This window comes from Vibrio hyugaensis, from assembly GCF_002906655.1.
Classification (GTDB): domain Bacteria; phylum Pseudomonadota; class Gammaproteobacteria; order Enterobacterales; family Vibrionaceae; genus Vibrio; species Vibrio hyugaensis.
The window spans coordinates 225,874-246,387 of record NZ_CP025794.1 but is presented as its reverse complement, the minus strand read 5'-3'; the positions used below and the strand labels follow the sequence as shown (position 1 = coordinate 246,387).

Here is a 20,514-nt window from a genome sequence, read left to right as displayed (position 1 = left end):
CACCAAAAACGAAAAGCCGCAGCAATTTACATGCTGCGGCTTTTTTGTGTGGAATTCGTTCTTAGAATCAGTGACCTGCTGTTTTGGAAAGCAAGTTAACAATCATCACACCAGTGAGGATAAAGCTAATTCCAACAATCGCAGCTAAATCGAGTTTCTGCCCATAAAGGAAATACCCAACCGCAGCAACCAAAACGATACCCGCCCCGCTCCAAATCGCATAGACGATACCAACAGGCATGCTTTTCACTGTGACCGACAGTAGGAAGAAAGCAATACCATAACCAATAATGACGACGGTACTCGGCATCATTTTAGTGAACTGTTCGGTTTTCGGGATTGAAGAAGTAGCAATCACCTCACATATAATGGCAATAGACAGGGCAACCAATGGTGGCATAGAAACAAGCATTTTGAACATAAGGCAATCAACGCTCAATAAAACCTGAACCCGATGACATATCGAGTTTCTGAGCGGCGCATTATAATCAAAATCCATTGATTAGCCATAAAAAGTGATGCAAATCACATTTACATAAAGGTAATAATCCAGTTTTAAAAGTCCTTCTCTTCTAAATTGATGACACAGGCGGAGCGCTTGCGAGCGGTTAATAATGACTCTGGGTCCGCATAGACAATGTTGTTCAGTCCCAACTTTTGCATATCATCAATGTGGTACATCCACGCTGCGGCGTCAGCATTACAGCCTGCTTTTTGCAACTTCTCACGTTGGTTCATATGACCATACATGGTGATTTTTGGGTTAACATCCACCAAAGCAAAAAACGCGTCTTCTTGCTGACGCCATAAACTGAGCGATTGGTGCCATTGCTCGAGCTCTTGCTGATCAAACCCATCTTTCAACCACTCATCACTCATGGCTCCACCAAACCACAAAATCTCTGAACCCTTCATAACTAACGTGCTCGGCGCAGCGGTTAGCACATAGTTCGCACAAGCAGACGCACATGTACCGTTGACAATCAGATGTACTTGATTGCTATAAACCCAACGCCCAAGCTCCATTGCAGGTCGATATTCACCAGAATCACTGTCGATCATCAGCGCGACAATGCCGTTCGGTTGCACATTCGCGAGCTCAATCGCTTGCTCGACTTTCTGCGCCGTGATTTCACCATTAAAGTACAAGGTTCGACCTTCAATATGCACCTCTTCGGACAAACTGCATCCAAACAAACTCACGACCAAACTCACTCCTAGCCACTTTTTCATGCGCTCTCCATGATCCTAATTCCACAATTTAGTAAGCCACTAGAAAAGTATTGGACAATTTGCATATAAAGATCGAATAAAGTGGCGTAATTTTGACCAGCGTCAAAATGCTCACATTGGCGATTGTTCGATATTAAGGCTAACTATGCGGAGATGAACACTTAGAGAGAATTGAGAGTAAGAAGCTTAAGGTTGAAGCTCTGAAGATTCCCAAACCATAATCGTAGTGTCTACCTCGTTATGGATGGCTATGTGCAAAGGACGAAAACCATACTTTACATACAGAGCTTGATTATGTGCTTCACATTGTAAAAAGAGCTTCTCGATACCAAGCTGAAATACATGATTTTGAGCGCGAGCGACAAGCGCTGCCGCGTAGCCTTTGCCTCGTGATGAAGAGTCAACATACACCCCACCCAGCCAATGTTCATATTCTGGAAAATGAATATTTTCGCGAATCTTTAGTTCTGCGACTGCCGCAAGTTGATTACAATCATCATGCAGTACAAAAGCAAGTGGAAACCCATGTCGACTATTGGCTTTCAGTAAAACCTTTTCTTGAACTTGTGAAAGCGTGACACCTGGCACTGTGTACGCCCATTCATCAAAATACCACTGAGCAATAAGGCTAGACGCGTGAGGAAAATCGGCAAGAAAATGGATTTTGAAATTCGGTTCTGACACTAGTGGTTTCCATCCACACTGCTATCTACTACATTTGCTTCACAGCCAACTCCAACTTGACTCGAGCTAAAATGAGGTTGTTGAGCAAGTTCGAGATAAATATGCATGTCGATTGGTTCAGGCGTGTTAAGCAGCATCTTGCCGACTTCTCGCTGAAAGTAGCCATAGTTGCCGAGCTCTTCCGTTAAGCCAAGTTGCTCATAACTGACCAAGCTCGCAAACATGCCATAAGCGTATTGATAACGTGTGACATCCACATGTTTTTCATGACCTAGTTCATTAAGTGCTTGGTCGATCTCTTCCGGTAAGTACGTGCTTTTGTCTCCAAACGAACGGAGTAGTACGTTAGGAACCTCTTGCGCGATGCTCTGAACTTTCTCTTTCTTCTTAAATATACCGAACATGATGTCCTCCACTGACGATGATTACCCAAACAACGCACTGCGAGTACGCGTCGGCAAGCCGATTAGTGTCTTTATTAGTCTTATAGCTCAAGATTTATACTAACTTGATACCATAATCATCTTCAAACACTAGCCGACACGTTGCAGTGAGATGTACTCAGAAACCTTACCGCAATCACAGTTGACGTTGAGTACCTTGTTAACAATTAACAGCGCTCATCACGGTTAGCTACGTTTCAATTTGCCTTATCAATAGATTTTAAAAAGAGCTTAGATTTTTGTGGTGCTTATCGAAATGAAACCAACGCATTGAATTTAGTTTCGATGACTAAAACTTGTAGCTTGCTGCAGATAAGGCTCAACTCAAATTGACAATCATTGCTAGCGAACTATTAGACGAGACGCTCTATTTTGTTGGTTACAAAAGAATTCCTGTCCAAAGTCACATTTCGTATCGACATCCGTACGCAATTGCGGTAGTTTTAGATGTATAGACGTCTAAAAAGTGAAGCTTAGGGAGAGAAAGCCGTGCCAATTAGAATTCCAGATCAGTTACCCGCTACCGATGTATTAAGGACAGAGAACATCTTTGTGATGAGCGAGAGTCGAGCGGCGAGTCAGGAAATCCGTCCATTGCGAGTGCTTATCCTCAATTTAATGCCGAAGAAAATCGAGACAGAAACTCAGTTCCTTCGCCTACTTTCAAACAGCCCTCTGCAAGTGAATGTCGAGCTACTACGAATCGACAATCGTCCAAGTAAGAACACACCAACCGAACATCTCGATGCCTTCTACCGTCAGTTTGAAATGGTAAAAGGCAAAAACTTCGATGGCATGATCATTACTGGGGCGCCACTCGGTTTGGTCCAATTTGAAGATGTCATTTACTGGGACCACCTAAAAACTATCATGGAGTGGGCAAAAGACCACGTCACATCCACACTCTATGTATGCTGGGCAGCACAAGCTGGTTTAAAGCTTCTTTACGACTTACCAAAGCGAACTCGCAAAGAAAAGTTGTCTGGTGTTTATCATCATAAAATCCATAAGCCTTATCATCCGGTTCTACGTGGTTTCGATGATAGTTTCTTAGCGCCACATTCGCGTTACGCGGATTTCTCACCAGAATTCTTAGAGGAACATACGGATCTAGACATTCTAGCCACATCAGATGTCGCTGGTGTTTACCTTGCAACAACCAAGGACAAACGTAACGTCTTCGTCACTGGTCATCCTGAGTACGACTCTCATACGCTGCATAATGAGTACATTCGCGATTTAGGGGAAGGCATGGAGCCAGCCATTCCTGTCAATTATTACCCGAACAACAATCCTGATAACGGCCCAGTCGCAAGCTGGCGTAGCCATGGCCACCTACTTTTCTCGAACTGGTTAAACTACTGCGTTTACCAGCAAACGCCATACGATCTGGACCATTTCAGCGAAGCCGCGTTTACCAAAGACGATTAATTCACTCGATAGAGATTGTGAACCAAGCCGCCAACTGGCGGCTTTTTCATACCAGTTTGCAAACCTGATCGCATTGTGTTTTTTCCTCATTAGGCTTTTGCAGCGTAATTCATATCATGCTGAAAGAATTAGGGATGTGGGAAAGACAAATGAAGATCATAAAACTTGGCGCTCTTGTACTAGCGACTCAGTTTGGCCTGCTCGGCTGTGTGACCGTTAACGAAGATGGCAATAGTCCAGTCGTAAAAGCAGACCCTGTCGCCATGGCAGAGTCTCGTATCGCACTTGGTTTGGGGTACTTAAACGGTGGCAGCATGATTCGAGCGCATGATAACTTTCAACAAGCCCTCACTCACGCTCCAAGCTATTACCGCGCTCAACTTTCTATGGCTCATTACTATGAAACGGTTGGTGAAGATAAAAAAGCAGAAGATATGTACAAACGATCGCTGCGCCAACATTCTAAAAATGGAAACGTACTCAACAACTACGGCACATTCTTATGTAAGCAGGGAGATTTTGAGAAAGCGGATAAAATGTTCAACCGTGCCATTGAACAGCCTTATTACTTCCTCATCCCAGCTAGCTATGAGAATGCAGGCTTTTGTGCACTCAAGTCCGACAACACAGAAAGAGCAAAATACTATTTCACTCGCGCCATTGATCACGACCCTCACCGTCCAAAATCCATTCTCCAGTTAGCGAAATTAGAAATAGAAAGTGGCAACTACACGGACGCACGCATTCGCCTTATGCGCTTTAATCAAATGTATGGGGTTAAAAAGCCTTCGCTCCGTTTAATGGTTGAACTTGAAGGCGCAGCAGGCAACGAAGCGCTGCAAAGGAAATACCAAACACAGCTAGATCGGATGTCCTAACAGCTCAATCTCTCTTAATGACTTGGTATTCCGAACCTCCGAATACCAAGTGTAATGCCTTTCGTTTAGTCGTCTCTTATAACTAGAGTGCACTTGGTGTAAGTTCTTATGTTATAAATAATTCTTAAAACAATTTTCATTTAATATATGTCTATAACTTAGACTTTATGTGACGCTCACTCACAATCTAGAAGCTCATTTATTGCACAACTAGGTTAAAAGCTTATACATTCAAATTGCTTATACATGACCCAACAAAAATAAACTAAAGCTATAAATATCATAGACGTAAGGACACACTATGTTGAAGTATAAACAAAAAGCGTTATTAACCGCCCTCCCTATTGCACTGCTAGGTTGCGGTGGTGGCGGTGGTGACAGCACAAGTTCCGCGACGAGCAATGGTCTTTCGTGGTCTGCCGGGGACTTCTCACAGACAGCGACTAATTTGGCCAACAAATGCAGCGTAGCAAGAATAGGTATCGACCCGTATACAGGTAAGAATTACCCAGACGAAACCGGCTCTAGCCTGTATGAAAAAATGTTCCTTCGTGCGTTCAGTAACGAAACCTACCTTTGGTATGACGAAATCCCAGACAATAACCCAAACAATTACGCGTCTGTCGTCGACTATTTTGATTCACTCGTCACACCAGCGACGACGGCAAGCGGCCAAAAGAAAGACCGGTTCCATTTCACACGTTCTTACGACGATGTGATGAAGTCTCAACAAGCTGGCCTTGTTGCTGGTTTTGGCTTTAACTGGAAATTCGTTAATAGTTACGCGCCACGAGAAGTCCTTATCTCTTACACAGAAGATGGATCACCGGCATCACTAAATGGCGTTGAGCGTGGTGACAAGCTATTAAAAATTAACAGTGTGGATGTCGTGAACACCTCCTCCCAAGCTGAAGTGGATCTCATTAACCAAGCATTGTTCAACCCAGAGTTAGGACGTAATTACACGTTTACCTTTGAAGCGGTTAATGGCGGCATGAAGATCATTACACTCACCTCTTCTGATGTCGCAACAAGCCCTGTCCGTAATGTAAAAGTTATCGACAACAACGGAACAAAAGTCGGCTACATGCAATACAACGCATTTGAAGTCACGGCACAGCAACCGCTTATCAATGCATTCAACAAGCTTTCCGCACAAAATGTAGACGAAATCGTCATGGACTTGCGTTACAACGGCGGTGGTTTGATTTGGCAATCAGCACAAGTTGGTTACATGCTTGCGGGCTCTCATCCAAACGCGACGTTTGGCGAGTTGATCTATAACGACAAGATCATGAACTCTGGCCAGGTACGAGATAACGTTTACAATTTCGTCGATAAAGAAATCAACTGGGCAACAGGTACGCTCACCAACAACCCTCTACCGACGCTTAGTGCAAAGCGCGTGTATGTCTTGACGACGGATAACACTGCGTCTTCAAGCGAACTGCTGATCAACGGCTTACGTGGTATCGACGTTGACGTTATTCAAATTGGCACAACGACAACGGGTAAACCTTACGGGTTCTCTCCACAGCAGAACTGCGGTAACGTGTATTACACTATTCAGTTTAAATCTTCGAATGACAAAGGCTTTGGTGATTTTGCTGATGGATTTACTCCTACGGCAAAAAATCTTGTATCGTCTAACATTGGTATAGATGACAAAGTGGAAGGCTGTGTTGTGGCAGACGACTTAACTAAGCCATTGGGCGATGCTTCAGAAGGTATGTTATCTGCGGCGCTAAACTACATGACAACAGGAACTTGCCCTCCTGCACCTGCAATGGCTCGCTCATACCAAGCGATGCCGAGACTGGGTGGCACTCCACTGACTCAAGAGATTGACCCACTTCGACAAGAGGCGATTCATGTCAAAATTAACTAAAACAATGACCTTACTCACTGGAGCTGGACTTAGCCTTGCCCTGATGGGGTGCTCATCATCGAGCAACAGTGACATCGTCAATGCATTGAGTATTAAAACTTCAGCGGATACGGTGAGTGAAATCCAGCGGACGATCAATACGATTCAAGGAACGCAAGCACCAACGAAGATTGCGTCCAACACATTTGAGACCAACTCACACTTATTGATTGTGTCAGGCCAGTTAATGGAGAAGCACAACATGCCATTGAATGGAGCAGAAACTGAGTTACCCGATCAATATACCTTGCAATTGCGCGGTGAAGATTGCGGTGTTTACTACGAGAAAGACGACAAGTTTGTCCCTCTCACCAACATACAATGCCGACCTAATCCGATTCAGGACTAAACAAAAAGCCCGCCGTTACTTTATTCAAAATAACGGCGGGCTTTTCTCATTATTCCTATTCAAATCTTACGATTCGAACGACTCAGTCTGAAGCCATATTATAAGAAGTGGAACGTCACGTTACCTGTGATGCTACTTACTGTATCGCTGTCCCCATCGATATCAACACCAAACGCTTGATAACTTGCACCGACAGAAATGTTGTCTAACAAGAAGTATTCCGCGCCAACACCGTACATGTAAGACACGCCATCGTCTTTGTCCAAGCTGCTCAGATTACCATTGTATTCGACGTTAAACGCGTTAATACCACCCTTCGCGTAAACGTGCAGAGGACCAAAGTCGATACTTGGCTTTGCAGCTAAGTAGAAGGAAGAGAAATCCACATCACCTCGGTTACCAGCAAGATTTAAATCCACTTGGCCATGGTTGAAATAGCCCACTTCAATACCAATCAGCGGCAAGATCCCCGTACCGACATGAATGCCATAAGTGGTGTCGTTTTCGCTATCGATGTCTGATTGACCAATTTGACCACCAGCATAAAGCCAAGAGTCAGCAAGTGCAGATGTTGAGCATAGCGCCAAAGCCAATAACGAGAGTTTTGTTTTCATAGTTATACCTTTCCTGTTTAATTCCGGAACGGAACATTACGCGAACTGCATCGCGTTCCTTATGTATCTAGATAAATACTATATTCAAAAAGTGCTGGGTTTTAAGAACAAGGAGTGAATTATTTATGCTCAATGTCGATTTGTGTGATTTAAAGACAAAAAAACACCGGCATGTTGCCGGTGTTTATCAAATCAATCGTCAAAATGTCGATGATTATAGGAAATGCAGTGTCGCGTTTAGGGAGAACGTACCGATGTCGTCTTTACCCGCAGTGTAGTTCATGTAGCTTGCGCCAACAGACATTGGACCAAAAATGAAGTATTCAGCGCCTACACCGTACATTAGATCCACATCATCGTCGTCTTTACCGCCAGAAACTTTCTTATCCCACTGGTGGATACCACCTTTCGCATAAACGTGCAGTGGACCGAAGTCGATGCTTGGCTTAAGCGCTGCGTAGTAAGAAGTAAGCTTAGTTTCTTGACCTGCGATCTTGAACTTACCGTGCTGAGTAACACCTGCTTCGATACCGATGATTGGCAGAATACCTGTACCTACATGTACAGAGTATGAAGTGTCTGTTTCGCCTTTGTAGTCAGACTGACCAACAGAAGCACCACCATAAATCCATGAATCTGCCATTGCTGCAGAAGAAGCACTTAGAAGTGCTACTGCCAATAGAGTTTTCTTCATCATCAACCTTTACTCTTTATTATTACCCACGTCTGCACTGTCGCAGAGGTTGGTACTGCAAACACAAGGGAGGCGAATCATTGCCTCCCTTGTGACTTAAATTAACTTGTGAGTAATTCCTTGCAAATACTGTACCAATAGTTCCCTAAAATGGACAAACGATTGTTCACGCAAGGAACCTCACAAGAAAAACTGTCGCTATTGTACTTAGCGTTTAGCAAGCATCAATCGCATTTTTGACTCGTTTATCAGAAACCGGATACGGAGTGCCTAATTGTTGAGCAAAAAGGCTTACTCGAAGCTCTTCGATCATCCAACGTACTTCTTTCACGTTTTCTGGAATCACCATGCCTTTCGGAATCTTATTCAGTAGCTCTTTGTAATCACTCGCCACTGACTCGATTCTCAACATGTGCAAACGGTCTTTGTTTGGGTCGATCGGTAGCTTCTCCATACGACGTTCAATCGCACGCATGTAACGCAGAATGTCCGGAAGACGCTTCCAACCACACTCTGTTGCGAAGCCTTTGAAAATCAAACCTTCCACTTGCGCTTTGATATCAGACAACGCAAATGCCATGGTGAAATCCACTTTGCCTTTCAACTTCTTATTGATATTGAAAGCGGTCGTTAGAATCGTTTCGACTTGTTGTGCAATATCCACAACGGTGTCGCCAAGTTCTGCACGAACGTGTTCTTTCAATGCATCAAATTTCTCTGGTTCCCAAACCAAACCACCCTGCTCTTCAATAAGCTTATCGACACCACATGCGATACAGTCATCAATCAGATCAAGCACTTTCCCGTAAGGGTTAAAGTACAGACCCAGCTTCGACTTGTTTGGCAAGTTAGAGTGCAGGTATTTGATTGGCGACGGCACGTTTAACAAGATCAGACGACGCTGACCCGCTTGCATAGCCGTCACCTGTTCGTATTCAGTTTCGTACAGTCTGATTTCTACACTGTCTTTGGAATCCACAATCGCCGGGTACGCTTTAACGTCGTAACCACCGCGTTTTTGTTGATATACCTTAGGCAGTTCACCAAAGCTCCAAGTATGTAAGCCTTGCTGCTCAATGTCATCATCGGCGACTTTAGACAGCGTTTCTTGAACTTTGTCTTTCAGGCTTTCTTTCAACGCATGAAGGTCGCTATTTTCCTTCAACTTGCGATTTCTATGGTCAACCGCGCGGAAAGTCACCTTCAAGTGCTCCGGAATTTGATCCATATTCCAATCTTCGCGCAGAACTTCCACCCCGGTCATTCGACGAAGCTCTTTTTCAAGCGAATCTAATAAAGGTGCTTCCATCGGCGTCGAGCGAGCTAAGAAGGCATCAGCATAGTTTGGTGCAGGAACAAAGTTCTTACGAATCGTCTTCGGCAGCGATTTAATCAAGCTCACCACAAGCTCATGGCGCAGACCAGGGATCTGCCAGTCAAAGCCCGCAGGCTCAACTTGGTTAAGGATCGGCAGCGGTAAGTGTACCGTCACACCGTCGCTGTCTTCACCCGGTTCAAACTGGTAGCTCAGCTTAAGTTTTAGGTTGTTTTGGTGCCAGAAGTTCGGGTAATCCAAATCGGTTACGTGGCTAGCATCGCCTTTGAACAGCATCTCTTTTTCGAAGTTCAGCAGCTCTTTGTTCTCTTTCGATGCCTTCTTCCACCATGTATCGAAGTGCTTACCAGAAACGACTTCCGTACCCACACGTTGGTCATAGAAATCAAACAACTCATCGTCGTCCACCAAAATATCGCGGCGACGAGATTTATGCTCAAGCTCTTCCACCTCTTGCAGAAGTTTGCGGTTTTGCTTAAAGAACGCGTGTTTGGTATCCCATTCACCTTCTACCAACGCGCTACGGATAAAGATCTCACGGCTCACCGTTGGATCGATACTTCCGTAGTTCACCAAACGGTTAGGAACAATCGGTACCCCGTAAAGCATCACTTTTTCGTGTGCCAAGACTGCTGCGCGTTTCTTCGACCAATGTGGCTCGCTGTAGCTCCGCTTAATCAGGTGCTTCGCTAATGGTTCAATCCACTCAGGCTGAATCTTAGCGATGATGCGACCCCAAAGTTTTGAGGTTTCCACCAGCTCAGCAGACATGATCCACTTGGGCTGTTTCTTGAATAGGCCTGATGCAGGGAAGATATGGAAACGAGCGTTACGCGCACCTTGATATTCATTCTTCTCTTGGTCTTTCATACCGATGTGCGACAACAAACCCACAAGAATAGAACTATGAACGCCATGATAAGACGCAGGCTCATCGTTAAGTTTAAATTCCATTTCACGCATGGATTGGTGAATTTGGAAGTACACATCTTGCCACTCACGAACGCGCAAGTAGTTCAAGTAATCTTGCTTACACTGTTTGCGGAATTGGTTACCCGTCAGCGCTTTTTGCTGCTTCTGGATGTAGTCCCACAAGTTCACCAACGTCAGGAAGTCTGATTCTTCATGGAAGAAGCGTTTGTGCTTGTCATCTGATGATTGCTGCTTGTCACTTGGACGCTCGCGCGGGTCTTGAATCGACAATGCCGCTGCGATAACCATGACTTCTTTCAACGCGCCTTGTTTTGGAGCTTCCAATACCATACGCGCTAAACGTGGATCGATTGGAAGGCGGGCAAGTTGACGGCCAATACTGGTCAGGCGTTTCTTGCTACCTTGAGAATCGGACGGTTTCGCTTCTGCGTTAATCGCACCAAGCTCTTCCAGCAAACGAACACCGTCTTGGATGTTACGTTTGTCTGGCGCTTCGACAAATGGGAAGGCTTGAATGTCACCCAAACCAAGTGCAGTCATCTGCAAGATAACCGACGCTAGGTTGGTACGCAGGATCTCAGGATCGGTAAACTCCGGGCGTGACTCAAAATCTTCCTCTGAGTACAGACGGATACAGATACCCTCTTCCACACGACCACAACGACCTTTACGCTGGTTTGCACTCGCCTGAGAAACTGGCTCGATTGGAAGACGCTGAACCTTGGTACGGTAACTGTAACGGCTGATACGCGCCGTACCTGGGTCGATAACGTACTTGATGCCCGGAACCGTCAACGAGGTTTCTGCTACGTTGGTTGCCAGTACAATGCGACGACCTGCATGAGGTTGGAAAATCTTGTTCTGTTCACCCGCCGACAAACGCGCGTAAAGCGGCACAATTTCCGTGCTCTTCAGGTTACGTTTAGACAGTGCATCAGCGGTATCACGGATTTCACGCTCACCGTTCATGAAGATCAGGATGTCACCTAAGCCTTCATCGCACAGTTCATCTACCGCTTCGAAAATGCCTTCAAGCTGGTCACGATCGTTGTCATCACCACCACTTAGTGGGCGGTAACGCGTTTCTACTGGGTAAGTACGACCTGACACTTCAATGATTGGTGCATTGTTGAAGTGTTTTGAAAAACGCTCTGGGTCGATGGTTGCCGACGTAATGATCACTTTCAAATCAGGACGACGCGGCAGCAACTCCTTCAAGTAACCCAAGATGAAATCGATGTTCAGGCTGCGCTCGTGCGCTTCATCGATAATGATGGTGTCGTATTGATTCAAGAAACGATCGTGCTGAATTTCAGCCAGCAAGATACCGTCCGTCATCAATTTGATTTGGGTATTTTCAGAGATCTGATCGTTGAATCGAACCTTGTAACCAACAAACTCACCAAGCTTAGTTTCCATCTCTTCGGCAATACGGTTCGCCACCGAACGCGCCGCAAGACGACGAGGCTGAGTATGACCAATCAGACCGAACTTACCGCGACCAAGCTCAGCACAGATTTTTGGTAGCTGAGTGGTTTTACCTGAACCAGTTTCACCCGCAACGATAACCACTTGGTTTTCTTCGATCGCTTTCGCAATGTCGTCGCGTTTTTGGCTGACTGGCAGGATTTCAGGGTATTCAATCGTTGGTTTGTAGCTACTACGTTGCTCCACAACCATCATGGATTTGGCGATGTCTAATGCGATTTCATCAAACACGGCGTTACGCGCTGCGTCTTTTTTGATTTTGCTTGCACCAGAAATTCTTTTACTCAAACGGAAGCGGTCACGCATCATGCACTGGTTAAGTGCCTTGCGTAGTGACGCGGCGTTATTTACTTGAGCCTGAGGCGCTGCATTCTGAGAAGCTTGTGCTTGAGATGCATTAGCCTGCTTCGCTTTGGCATTTTGCGCACCATTTGACGGTGCCGCTTGCTCTTCAGCGGGATTCTTTTTTGGGGGCTGTGACGAAGTCAAAGCGTTTCCTATTCTTTTCATTACATAAAACTGCGCGGATTGTAGCACATAAGGGCTAGAACAAGATAACGGAAAGCAGCTTCAAGCAATCATTCAATTTTTTCGAACAACTTAAGCGAATCCATCGGGTTTTGAGTCGATGCGCATTGCCTATAATGCATCACATAGCCGAAAGCACTTATTAAAGGAAATCCATATGTCTCGTGTACTAGCTCTTAAATCAAGCATCCTTGGCGATTACTCTCAATCAAACAAACTGGTTGAAGACTTCATCAAAAATGTAGACCAAGATAAGCTAACGGTTCGTGACTTAGCTGCAAATCCACTGCCAGTTTTAGACTTTTCAGTTGCGACAGCACTTCGTGCAACAGAAGATCTTTCACAAAAGCAACAAGCAGTTGTTAACCTATCAGATACCTTGATTGAAGAAATCAAAGCAGCGGATACTTTGGTAATTGCAGCACCAATGTACAACTTCACGATTCCAACTCAGCTGAAAAACTGGATTGATTTGATTGCTCGTGCAGGCGTGACATTCAAATACACAGAAAACGGCGTTCAAGGTCTGATTGAAGGTAAAAAAGCAATCGTCGTCACGACTCGTGGCGGTCTTCATAAAGATTCACCAACCGACAGCATGACACCATACCTACGCACAGTATTGGGCTTTGTTGGTATCACGGATGTGGAGTTTGTTTACGCAGAAGCGCTAAACATGGGCGAAGACGCAGCGGCAAAAGGCATTTCAGACGCGCAAAGCCAATTGGCAACTTTGGCGTAAGATTGAATAGAATTGAATACAAGCAAAAAGGGATTGGTTCGCGCCAATCCCTTTTTTATCGTTTTAATCCAAAGCTGATCATGCTGTTGTAGCAGCTTTGCGCGCATTGTCCGCAACCTTTGCATTTGGCGGCGTCAATTTTAGGTTTGATATCATCTTGCCATTGCAAAGCATCATATGGGCAACTGTCCTCGCAACTGCCGCAATAACCGTATAAGTTTTCGCAGCTGTTCGAAATAGTTGCTATCAAGCCTGTAGACTCTGTTTGGTTAGAAAGCGCCAATGTAGGGCACGCCGACTTACACGCGCCGCATAAATCACATGCCGAGTAACTGATGTCTAACGCGGCAACGCCATCAACCATTTCTATGATTTGGCTCGGACATGCAGAAGCGCACTTTCCGCATCCATCACAAAGCCGAGTGAACATAGACTCTTCCACCGCATACGGCGGTCTCGCTTTAACACGAGGATCTTGAGCTTGCTCTACTGGCGCACGACGAAACGAAAACAGACGTCGCTTACTTAGATCAACCGATTCAGACTGGCGCATCCGAGTAATCTCTCTTTGCTGGCACAACGACTTGGTATTGCTCACTCAAGGATTGAAGTAATTCTTCAGTAAGGTTCGACAGTTTTGAGTAAGGCGTGAGACTCACTGCTTTTTTGAAGCGTTTGTTGAAAAAACCAAACCATGTCATCAAGTGCTCGCGCAACATTTCAGCCGCCAGTTTTTGTTGGTCAGTTTCAATCAACATGCCTAACACCATCAGCATCAAGCCGATCTGGTCTTCTGGCTCACGTTGGTCAGACTCCAAAGCAAAACCACAACGCTGCAAGAAGTAACGATATTCAATGGTTGATTCACCAAACAACACTGCTTCTTTATCTAGATAAGCCGACCCCCAAGGTGGCGCTGGCATCTCACCAATACCGGCAAACATGCGATCGTGCTCCATTTGCAGTGCCTCTTCGCTCTCGTTTTGAAAGCTGCGTAACATGTCATTAAGCGCTTCGATTGGCGTATCAGTATTGCTCAGCAACGTATCGAGATTTGCTGCTGGGTAATCTTTGGGCTGGTAGTAAAACAGTGCACCAAACAGCTTAAGAACGATGCTGGTATCTTGTGGTTCAAGTTGAGAAATTTGCATGAAGTACCTTTGATGACTGGTGTTTTTATTCTTCGATTAAGTAAAACGAAAAAGAGGTGGGACGAACACTCGCCCCACTCTATTAATGGTTATCAGTACAAATAACGGCGATTAGTACAAACCAGATGTAAAGTGCATGCCGTAGAACACGTTGCGACCCAGAATCTCCGCAACGAACAAGGCAATGAATGCCACGATAACCAGCAAGTTCTTCTGACGACCTTCTGCGGTAAACAACTCAGCGAATACCCAAAGAGCAGCAGCAACTACAAGCAACAACACATGACCGGCAACATAGCCAGATAACATGGTGATTTGATCCAAGCCACTGTGAATCGCCGTTGAGATACCTGCAAAGTAAATCGTCTGCATTACTGAGAACGCTAGGTTCAGCGCAATCAGACTTACGCCAGCCCACATTAGGCGACGATTAGTTTTCTCAGCCGTCACGTCCAATACGTTGATCAGAGTGTAACCAAACATCAGACCCGAAGTCACGGCCGTGAACCAAAACGCAACCGTTGTCATTGGTGAGTACCATGCTGGTACCGTTTCGATTTGGTAAACATTCGCCATCGCGAACATGAAAATCACGCCAACCGCGATAGACAACCAGTTCACGATTTTGCGAACGCCTTCGCTGCCGATTTTTAGAATCGTCAGCAACCAGTACAAACCCGCTAGAGACAGAAAGCTTGCACCCGTTAAGATCTCGTTAGATAGCGCCGCACTACCAACACGGTTTAATGCGTTGAAGGCACGAAGTGGGCTACCTAAGTGAGTGGTTGAGAACAAGAAACCCAGCCCCATCACGACCAAAATAGCGAAACGAGCGATGTTCATACGAGGTTCTGTCACGCGTGGTGGCTTACCGAACTTCTCGAACGCATTAACCGTTAAGTGCGCGCCAACCGCTGTTTGAGCAAGAACCGTAAAGGCAACTAATGGTGCTTCGTATAACATTATTTCACCTCTCTTGGATTCTGTAGGAAACCAGTGCGATCATTAGTTGGGCGACCATTTGGATTTAGCTTCACGATCAGGTTCGGGCTCGTAATGCGAGAATCTGGCAGTGGTGCCACATCCGCGTTTGAACCGTATTTCGCGCGTAGCTCATCAATTGGACCAAACTCAATCGCACGCAATGGACAGCTGTCCACACAGATTGGCATTAAACCTTCTGCGACACGTTCGTAACAGCCATCACACTTGGTCATGTGACCTTTTTCTTCGCTGTATTGAGGTGCGCCGTATGGGCATGCCATGTGACAAGATTTACAGCCGATACACACGCTTTCATCGACAACAACAAAGCCGTCTTCTTCACGCTTGTGCATTGCACCTGATGGACAAACCTTGGTACACGCAGGGTTAGTACAGTGGTTACAAGAGATCGATAGGTAGTACGCGAACACGTTTTGACGGAACGCGCCGTTTTCTTCCGTCCAGTTGCCGCCTACGTATTCGTAAACACGACGGAAGTTACGGTCGATACCCAGATCTTTGTTGTCTTTACAAGAGAGCTGACATGTTTTGCAGCCAGTACATTTGCTTGAATCAATGTAAAAGCCATACTGCTTCGCTGTGCTCATTATTTAGCCCCCATTTTCTTAATTAGCGTCACTTCAACGAGGTTGGTATGGCTCGGGTTTGATTTTGCCAACGGGCTTGGACGTTGTGTCGTCAGTACGTTGATTGAACCCGCTTGGTCAACACCTTTACCATTTGGTGAGTACCATGCGCCCTCACCTAAGCCAACTACGTGTGGCATGATGCGTGGGGTCACTTTTACGCGAACGTTCATTTCACCAAACTTGCTACGCACGCTAACCAAGTCACCGTTGTCGATGTTGCGTGACGCTGCATCAATCGGGTTAATCCAAAGTTCCTGTGGTGCCGCTGCTTTTAGGATGTCGACGTTACCGTACGTAGAGTGCGCACGAGCTTTGTAGTGGAAACCCGTTAGCTGAAGTGGGTACTCTTTACGATCAGGAGAATCCCAGCCATTAAAGGTCGAAACGTATTCTGGTAATGGCTTGATCGATTCATCTTCATCCAATTCCCATTCTTCGTTGATTTTCGCTAACGTCTCTGAGTAGATCTCAATCTTGCCCGATGGCGATGGTAATGGGTTCGCTTCTGGGTCACGGCGGAAGTCTTCGTATGCCACGTGTGGACGGTCGAACTGCTTCTTGTAGATACCCTGCTTTCTCATCTCATCGTAAGACGGTAAGTTTGGATCGTTGTTTTGTTTAACGGTCTGAGCGTACATCCATTGTAGCCACTCTTCTTGAGTGCGACCTTCAGTAAACTCATCAAACACGCCCATGCGCTTCGCCACACCAGACATGATGTCGTAGATAGGTTTGCATTCGAAACGAGGCTTAATCGCTTGGCTTGCAAAGATGAAGTAAGGCATTGACGCTGCTGCACCATCCATACAGAAATCCGATTGCTCTGACGTTGTACAGTCTGGTAATACGATATCGGCATACTTCGCAGAAGACGTCATGTGGTTATCGATCACGACAATCATTTCACACGCTTTTTCATCTAGAAGAATTTCGTGTGTGCGGTTGATATCTGAGTGTTGGTTAATCAGACAGTTACCTGCATAGTTCCAGATGAACTTGATGTTGTTTTGTAGCTTCTGAACGCCTTTAATGCCGTCGGTCAGATCTGTCATTTCCGTACCGCGGTAAATCGCGTCTGTCCAAAGGAACATTGGGATAGAAGCGCTGATCGGGTTTGGCACTTTCGGGAAGCGTTGGAATGGGTATGAGTGGTTACCCTCACGAGCACCAGTACCACCACCTTGCAAGCCAACTTGACCACGTAGCAATGACAACATCATTACCGCTTTACACGCTTGCTCACCATTTGCTGATCGTTGTAGACCCCAGCCTTGGGTAATGTAAATGCGTTTAGCATCGCCAACTTCACGTGCAAGTTTCAAAATCACATCCGCAGGAATACCCGTGATAGGCTGCGCCCACTCTGGGGTCTTCTCGATGCCATCTGGGCCAGTACCCATGATGTAATCTTTGTAGCTGCCGTTTTCTGGCGCTGATGCAGGAAGCGTTTTACGGTCGTAACCCACACAGTAGCGATCAAGGAAGTCTTTATCGACTTTGTCTTCCGTAATCAATACATGGGCGATGGCTGCAATTAAAGCTGCATCTGTACCGTGCTTGATAGGAATCCATTGGTCTTCACGGCCTGCTGCGGTGTCAGTGTAACGAGGGTCGATACAAATCGTGCGAGTGTGACTAATATTTTTCGCATCCACATAGTTGTGAACCTGACCACCACCCGACATGCGGGTTTCTGCTGGGTTGTTACCAAACATCAGACATAGGTCTGCATTTTGAACATCGTCAATCGAGTTGTTATCAACGAACGAACCGTAGAAGTACTCTGACATACATTCGATGTTTGCTGCAGAGTAGTCACCGTAGTGATTTAGGTAACCACCACAAAGGTTCATCATACGAGCAACCAATGTCGCGCTTGGATCCCAACTCTTAGTTACTGTGCCACCAAGCGTACCTGTACCGTAGTTTAGGTACACCGCATCATTACCGTGGTCTTTAATGATGCGTTTTAGGTTATCACCAATGAGGTCAAAGGCTTCGTCCCAAGTGATGCGTTTGAACTTACCTTCACCACGCTTACCAACGCGAAGAAGTGGGTATTTCAAACGATCTGGCGAGTAAACACGGCGACGCATAGAGCGACCACGCAAACAAGCGCGAACTTGGTGATTGTGGTTGTAAACATCATCACCTGTGTTATCGGTTTCTACCCATTTGATTTCACCGTCGACCACGTGCATACGAAGCGGACAACGAGAACCACAGTTTACGGTACATGCCGACCAGACAATTTTTTCGTTTGGTTTTGCTGGTGTTTCTTTGGCAACCGCTTTAGTTGCAAACGGGAGAGAAAGCGCGTTTCCTGCTAGCGCTAGAGCGCCAAGTGCAGAACCACCCTTTAAAGCATCACGCCGAGTAATATTAAACTTACCATTTTGACTCATGGTTTTTTCCTAAATTACGTTTTTGAATTTGGTCGTGGCGCTTAATTAATGGCTTTAAGTGGGGAAAGAACACTCGTTAGAAATAAAAGACATAGAGATTGTATTTTCAAAATAGGCATTCATTGAAAATATCTAATTTCGCTTTAATTAATACACAAGGCAAATCAAAGCAACATTTCTACAAAACCATCAATTAAGCTAGACAGCACAAGCCTTGAGCAACTAAGGCATGGCCACCCGCCACTATTAATATCCTTGTAGATTTAAGGGGTGATAATCTTGACCACAGTCAATTATTAAAAAAGACAAAATGCAATCTTATATTTCATTTCAACGTTTTATATGAATGAAATATTAATAGGTCAGAGAGGTGTCAATTCAATTAAATATTAGAATAGTTTTAAAATGGAATGGATAATAAATACGAATACAGAGGAATGGAAATAAGAACAATTACCAATTAAAAAAATAAACAAGCCTCATGTCAAGATGAGGCTTATTTTTATTAATTCTCAACAGAGATTAAAAATCATACTGGAAGTAGATGGTATTGTAGTTACTGCCGCCTTTGATGCGGCCAAACTGGGAAGCACTCTCGAAGATAGCACTTCGGTGATGTAATGAGTAACCGACCCACATGTTTTCCCAATCTTTCTGGTTAAACAGATCGCCTACATTCACATCAAATGAGAAGTCGAGATAGTTCAGCAAATTACTTGCTGTGTAACCTTTCTCTTCCATCTCAGTACCTTCGATATAGGTAATGTTATCGATGTAAGACATACCCTCTGCTACGCCGAAACGCCATTTGGTTGGCCAATTAAAGGTGTAGTAAGCCTTAATCGCCATCACATATTCAGTGCTGGACGATTGAACTTCAGATGACCAATGGTGAACCAAACCTGGTGTTAGGTAGATATCAATTGGGAAACCGAAGATTTCATCCGTCAATGGGTGTCCGTAGAATAATGAGGTGAGCTGGTTGTTGTACTCGTCCTTCTCGGCATTAAATTTGAAAATATCGCCAATATTGGACGGCGTTGCCCAACCATGTGCAACACGCAGATACGGACGGTTGCTCAACTCTGATTTACGAGCCTTCCCTTTGTCATTGAAGAAACCAAAGCCAACGAATACTTCACCCTGATAGCGGTCTTCCACGATTTGGCTATTGTACGCTTCGCTGTCGAGACGAGTAACGCTCGTTTCACCGAGTAGGTACAAATTAGAAATGACGTGGTATCGGGCTTTAATGCCTAAGTTCGCATCAATACCTGCACCAATTTTCTCGCCCGTTACTTCATCAAACGAATAATAAGTACTGTTGAAATCGGCATCTTTATAACGAATGGTAAAAGAAGGTTCCAACTCCCAGTCGCCTAACTCATAGTTAGCCGCGATACGGTAGTTGGAATGAAATTGGAATTCGTCATCCGTCATCACTTCGAATTCGGCGCGCCAGTTCTCGTCAAAGTTGTAACGAATTTGGCCACCGAAGTCGACGCGATCACCCTCAAAAGCGTTTTGAACCGATTTAGGTATGTCAACAAAGCGCAAGCGCATGATCGCACTCGCACGCCAATCTGAGTCGCCCTCATCATACAAGAACACGCCACCTTCAAGGCCATCAATGTAAAGGTGCTCATTCTCAAAGAACATCATTGGCACAAACGTGCTTACCGTCGAGTCATCGTCAGCGGTATAAAAAGGAATCGCAGCAGTCCGGTACATCGCAGCAATGCCCCACTCTTGTTCAGCATGCTTCGACTCAGCAAATGCGGCTCCGCTTAGCAATAAGCCTGAACAGACTAGCGATGTTCCTAGTAGGTGTTTCATAGCTCTCCTATGTCGCTGTAATTAGAGACAGTATTCAATCACAAAGAGTATATCTGACTTTGGTCTAAGATCGGTTAAAAATTCCTACAAGACTACATCTCCCCTCATATCACAGTACAAACCTTGAGCGATTTATAAATTTATTTTGAATTAACGTCAAATATTCAATTAATTGCACTTAAACATATTACTTAATTATCTTTACCCT

General features: G+C 45.2%; 18 protein-coding genes. 5 read left to right on the top strand and 13 right to left on the bottom strand.

Features of this window, described 5'->3' with window-relative positions; all coding sequences use genetic code 11:
• Window positions 1-67 precede the first annotated feature (67 nt).
• From C1S74_RS01975 to C1S74_RS01960, 4 genes are all read right to left on the bottom strand, one after another.
• Window positions 68-400 carry a DMT family transporter gene (locus tag C1S74_RS01975; RefSeq protein WP_181136745.1) on the bottom strand — a complete coding sequence of 111 codons (333 nt, stop codon included), beginning with the start codon at window positions 398-400 and terminating at the stop codon, window positions 68-70.
• Between the two features lie 155 nt (window positions 401-555).
• Window positions 556-1,233 carry a hypothetical protein gene (locus tag C1S74_RS01970; RefSeq protein ID WP_045402924.1) on the bottom strand — a complete coding sequence of 226 codons (678 nt, stop codon included), beginning with the start codon at window positions 1,231-1,233 and terminating at the stop codon, window positions 556-558.
• Window positions 1,234-1,419: 186 nt separating this feature from the next.
• Window positions 1,420-1,917: a GNAT family N-acetyltransferase gene (locus C1S74_RS01965; RefSeq protein ID WP_045402927.1), complete on the bottom strand. Its 498-nt coding sequence runs from the start codon at window positions 1,915-1,917 to the stop codon at window positions 1,420-1,422.
• Window positions 1,917-2,321, bottom strand: a complete 405-nt coding sequence (locus C1S74_RS01960) for a hypothetical protein (protein ID WP_045402930.1) — start codon at window positions 2,319-2,321, stop codon at window positions 1,917-1,919. The genes C1S74_RS01965 and C1S74_RS01960 overlap by 1 nt, the downstream gene beginning before the upstream one ends.
• A gap of 528 nt (window positions 2,322-2,849) precedes the next feature.
• On the opposite strand from C1S74_RS01960, the gene metA reads away from it, so the two are divergent.
• The 4 genes from metA (at window position 2,850) to C1S74_RS01940 (ending at window position 6,945) form a co-directional block, all read left to right on the top strand.
• A complete protein-coding gene (gene metA / locus C1S74_RS01955; protein WP_045402933.1) occupies window positions 2,850-3,791 on the top strand; it encodes a homoserine O-acetyltransferase MetA in 942 nt (313 codons plus the stop codon).
• Window positions 3,792-3,940: 149 nt separating this feature from the next.
• A complete protein-coding gene (gene pilW / locus C1S74_RS01950) occupies window positions 3,941-4,669 on the top strand; it encodes a type IV pilus biogenesis/stability protein PilW (RefSeq protein ID WP_045402963.1) in 729 nt (242 codons plus the stop codon).
• Between the two features lie 301 nt (window positions 4,670-4,970).
• A complete protein-coding gene (locus C1S74_RS01945) occupies window positions 4,971-6,557 on the top strand; it encodes a S41 family peptidase (RefSeq protein WP_045402936.1) in 1,587 nt (528 codons plus the stop codon).
• Window positions 6,541-6,945 (top strand): hypothetical protein, encoded by a 405-nt coding sequence (locus tag C1S74_RS01940; RefSeq protein ID WP_045402939.1) that lies wholly within the window; start codon window positions 6,541-6,543, stop codon window positions 6,943-6,945. The genes C1S74_RS01945 and C1S74_RS01940 overlap by 17 nt, the downstream gene beginning before the upstream one ends.
• 98 nt (window positions 6,946-7,043) lie before the next feature.
• Here C1S74_RS01940 and C1S74_RS01935 read toward each other — a convergent pair whose 3' ends face one another.
• From C1S74_RS01935 to hrpA, 3 genes are all read right to left on the bottom strand, one after another.
• The gene (locus tag C1S74_RS01935; protein ID WP_009704277.1) at window positions 7,044-7,559 is read right to left on the bottom strand and encodes an outer membrane beta-barrel protein; all 516 of its coding nucleotides are present in this window, start codon (window positions 7,557-7,559) and stop codon (window positions 7,044-7,046) included.
• A 214-nt stretch (window positions 7,560-7,773) separates the two neighbouring features.
• The gene (locus C1S74_RS01930; protein ID WP_045402966.1) at window positions 7,774-8,253 is read right to left on the bottom strand and encodes an outer membrane beta-barrel protein; all 480 of its coding nucleotides are present in this window, start codon (window positions 8,251-8,253) and stop codon (window positions 7,774-7,776) included.
• 214 nt (window positions 8,254-8,467) lie between these two features.
• Window positions 8,468-12,319, bottom strand: coding sequence for an ATP-dependent RNA helicase HrpA (gene hrpA / locus C1S74_RS01925; RefSeq protein WP_045402969.1), 3,852 nt, complete (start codon window positions 12,317-12,319; stop codon window positions 8,468-8,470).
• Between the two features lie 376 nt (window positions 12,320-12,695).
• Between hrpA and C1S74_RS01920 the strand changes: the two genes are divergently transcribed.
• Complete coding sequence (locus C1S74_RS01920; RefSeq protein WP_045402940.1) at window positions 12,696-13,280, top strand: FMN-dependent NADH-azoreductase; 585 nt, start codon at window positions 12,696-12,698, stop codon at window positions 13,278-13,280.
• 55 nt (window positions 13,281-13,335) lie between these two features.
• Here C1S74_RS01920 and C1S74_RS01915 read toward each other — a convergent pair whose 3' ends face one another.
• From C1S74_RS01915 to C1S74_RS01890, 6 genes are all read right to left on the bottom strand, one after another.
• On the bottom strand, window positions 13,336-13,833 hold the full coding sequence (locus C1S74_RS01915) for a 4Fe-4S binding protein (protein WP_045402944.1): 498 nt from the start codon (window positions 13,831-13,833) through the stop codon (window positions 13,336-13,338).
• Window positions 13,820-14,431 (bottom strand): TorD/DmsD family molecular chaperone, encoded by a 612-nt coding sequence (locus C1S74_RS01910; protein WP_045402947.1) that lies wholly within the window; start codon window positions 14,429-14,431, stop codon window positions 13,820-13,822. The genes C1S74_RS01915 and C1S74_RS01910 overlap by 14 nt, the downstream gene beginning before the upstream one ends.
• Window positions 14,432-14,542: 111 nt before the next feature.
• Complete coding sequence (locus C1S74_RS01905) at window positions 14,543-15,394, bottom strand: dimethyl sulfoxide reductase anchor subunit family protein (protein WP_045402950.1); 852 nt, start codon at window positions 15,392-15,394, stop codon at window positions 14,543-14,545.
• Window positions 15,394-16,023 (bottom strand): DMSO/selenate family reductase complex B subunit, encoded by a 630-nt coding sequence (locus C1S74_RS01900; RefSeq protein WP_005483443.1) that lies wholly within the window; start codon window positions 16,021-16,023, stop codon window positions 15,394-15,396. The genes C1S74_RS01905 and C1S74_RS01900 overlap by 1 nt, the downstream gene beginning before the upstream one ends.
• Window positions 16,023-18,470, bottom strand: a complete 2,448-nt coding sequence (locus tag C1S74_RS01895) for a DmsA/YnfE/YnfF family dimethyl sulfoxide reductase (RefSeq protein ID WP_045402953.1) — start codon at window positions 18,468-18,470, stop codon at window positions 16,023-16,025. Before C1S74_RS01895 ends, C1S74_RS01900 begins: the two co-directional genes overlap by 1 nt.
• 522 nt (window positions 18,471-18,992) lie before the next feature.
• The gene (locus C1S74_RS01890) at window positions 18,993-20,306 is read right to left on the bottom strand and encodes a MipA/OmpV family protein (protein WP_045402956.1); all 1,314 of its coding nucleotides are present in this window, start codon (window positions 20,304-20,306) and stop codon (window positions 18,993-18,995) included.
• Between the last annotated feature and the right edge of the window lie 208 nt (window positions 20,307-20,514).